We start from the raw sequence: 2,104 nt of genomic DNA on the forward strand, positions 1-2,104 counted from the left end.
GTTGTGGATTTGCTCGCATCAGGCTTGGATGGAAAACGATAAAAAAGAATATGTTTAACCTTCAGGCCGTCTGAAAAACGGTTTCAGACGGCCTCGACTTTATATTGAAGAAATTAACCATGAGTACCAGCAAACAACGCCCCATCGGCGTATTCGATTCCGGTGTCGGCGGCTTGACCAACGTCCGCGCCCTGATGGAACGCCTGCCGATGGAAAACATCATCTATTTCGGCGATACCGCACGCGTTCCCTATGGCACCAAATCCCGCGCCACCATCGAAACCTTCGCCATGCAGATTGTCGATTTCCTGCTGGAAAACGATGTCAAAGCACTCGTCATCGCGTGCAACACCATCGCTGCCGTTGCCGGACAAAAAATCCGCCAAAAAGCAGGCAATATGCCCGTATTGGACGTCATTTCCGCCGGTGCGGAAGCTGCTTTGCAAACCACTAAAAACAACCGAATCGGCATTATCGCGACCAACACCACCGTCAACAGCAATGCCTACGCGCGTGCCATCCATTCAAAAAACAACGACACGCTGGTGCGCACACAAGCCGCGCCCCTGCTTGTGCCATTGGTAGAAGAAGGCTGGCTCGATCACGAAGTCACCCGCCTGACCGTGCGCGAATACTTGAAGCCGCTTTTGGCCGACGACATTGATACGCTGGTGTTGGGTTGTACCCACTTCCCACTGCTCAAACCGCTTATCGGCTGCGAAGCACAAAACGTTACCTTGGTCGACTCCGCCATCACCACCGCCGAAGCCACCGCCAAAGCCTTAGCGCAAGCAGGTTTGCTGAATACAGAAAACGACAACCCGGATTACCGCTTCTATGTCAGCGACATCCCACTGCGTTTCCGTACCATCGGCGAACGCTTCTTAGGCAGAAGTATGGAGCAGATTGAAATGGTAACGTTGGGTTGATGGGAAATATTAAAGGCCGTCTGAAATTTCAGACGGCCTTTGCTTTATAGCAAACTCGAAATTTAAGCCACGAAATCCAAACCTATATCCAACGAGCGGCTGCTGTGGGTCAGATAGCCGAGGGCGATGCCGTCCACGCCGGTTTGTGCCACGCGCTTCAGGCGGTCGAAGCCGATGCCACCCGATGCTTCGCAATAGATGGTGTGTGTGTGGACGGTTTGTGTGTGGCAGCGGTTTGCCGCTTCTTTCAAGGTTTCGTCGTCCATGTTGTCCAGCAAAATCCGTTCCGCGCCAGCCGCGATGGCTTCGTCCAGTTGTGCCAACGTGTCCACTTCGATTTCCACGCAAGTCAACGGTCCGACCGCCTGCTTCGCTTGCCGAACGGCTTGGGCGATGCTGCCGCAATAGGCGAGGTGGTTGTCTTTGATGAGTACGGCGTCGTCCAAGCCCATGCGGTGGTTTACGCCGCCGCCTGCCCTTACGGCGTATTTTTGCAGGACGCGAAGCAGTGGGATGGTTTTGCGGCTGCACACGATGTCCACATTGTAACCAGCAACTTCGGCTACTGCATGTGCGGTGGCGGTGGCGATGCCGCTCAAGTGCGTAAGATAGTTGAGCGCAGTACGTTCGACGGCGAGCAGCGCGCGGGCGTTTCCTGCGATGGTGGCAAGTGTCTGACCTACGCAAACGGCTTGCCCATCTTGGATTTCGGCTTGGAAACGGACGGACGGATCCATCGTCTGAAAGGCAAGACGCGCCAAATCCATGCCGGCGATAACGCCGTCTTTGCGGCTGACGAGGAAAAGTTTGGCGGTTTTGTCGGGAGTGATAACGGCGGCGGACGTAACATCGCCTCGCCTGCCTAAATCTTCGCTCAAGGCTTGTTCTACCATGGGGCGCAACAGGGTATCGGGTAGAGGAAGAAGATTGTTTTCAGACGACATGAAGGTTCCTTTGTTGAAAAATATTGATATTTGCCTGATGGGACAAAATTTAATTTGAGGCCGTCTGAAAATCAGTTAGTGGCTACCCAGCGGCAGTCCAATATCAGAAATCAGCTGATCGGGTAGGACGTCGTCGCGGAATCGGTAAAGCTGTGCAGGACGGCCTTTACTGCCTGATACGCCGGTATCCGACGGCTCGATGAGGTTTTGCTGCTGAATCTGGCGGCGGAA

General features: G+C 54.1%; 3 protein-coding genes. 1 reads left to right on the forward strand and 2 read right to left on the reverse strand.

Annotated elements, in window-relative coordinates; genetic code table 11:
• Positions 1 to 119: 119 nt before the first annotated feature.
• Complete coding sequence (gene murI / locus ACTHS3_RS11885) at positions 120 to 929, forward strand: glutamate racemase (RefSeq protein ID WP_049343929.1); 810 nt, start codon at positions 120 to 122, stop codon at positions 927 to 929.
• Positions 930 to 991: 62 nt separating this feature from the next.
• On the opposite strand, the gene nadC is transcribed toward murI, so the two are convergent.
• Positions 992 to 1,873, reverse strand: coding sequence for a carboxylating nicotinate-nucleotide diphosphorylase (gene nadC, locus ACTHS3_RS11890; protein WP_004520494.1), 882 nt, complete (start codon positions 1,871 to 1,873; stop codon positions 992 to 994).
• A gap of 75 nt (positions 1,874 to 1,948) precedes the next feature.
• A partial coding sequence (locus ACTHS3_RS11895) for an NrtR DNA-binding winged helix domain-containing protein (protein WP_440368028.1) occupies positions 1,949 to 2,104 on the reverse strand: 156 nt, incomplete at its 5' end.

It is taken from the genome of Neisseria sp. P0009.S007 (genome assembly GCF_051962515.1).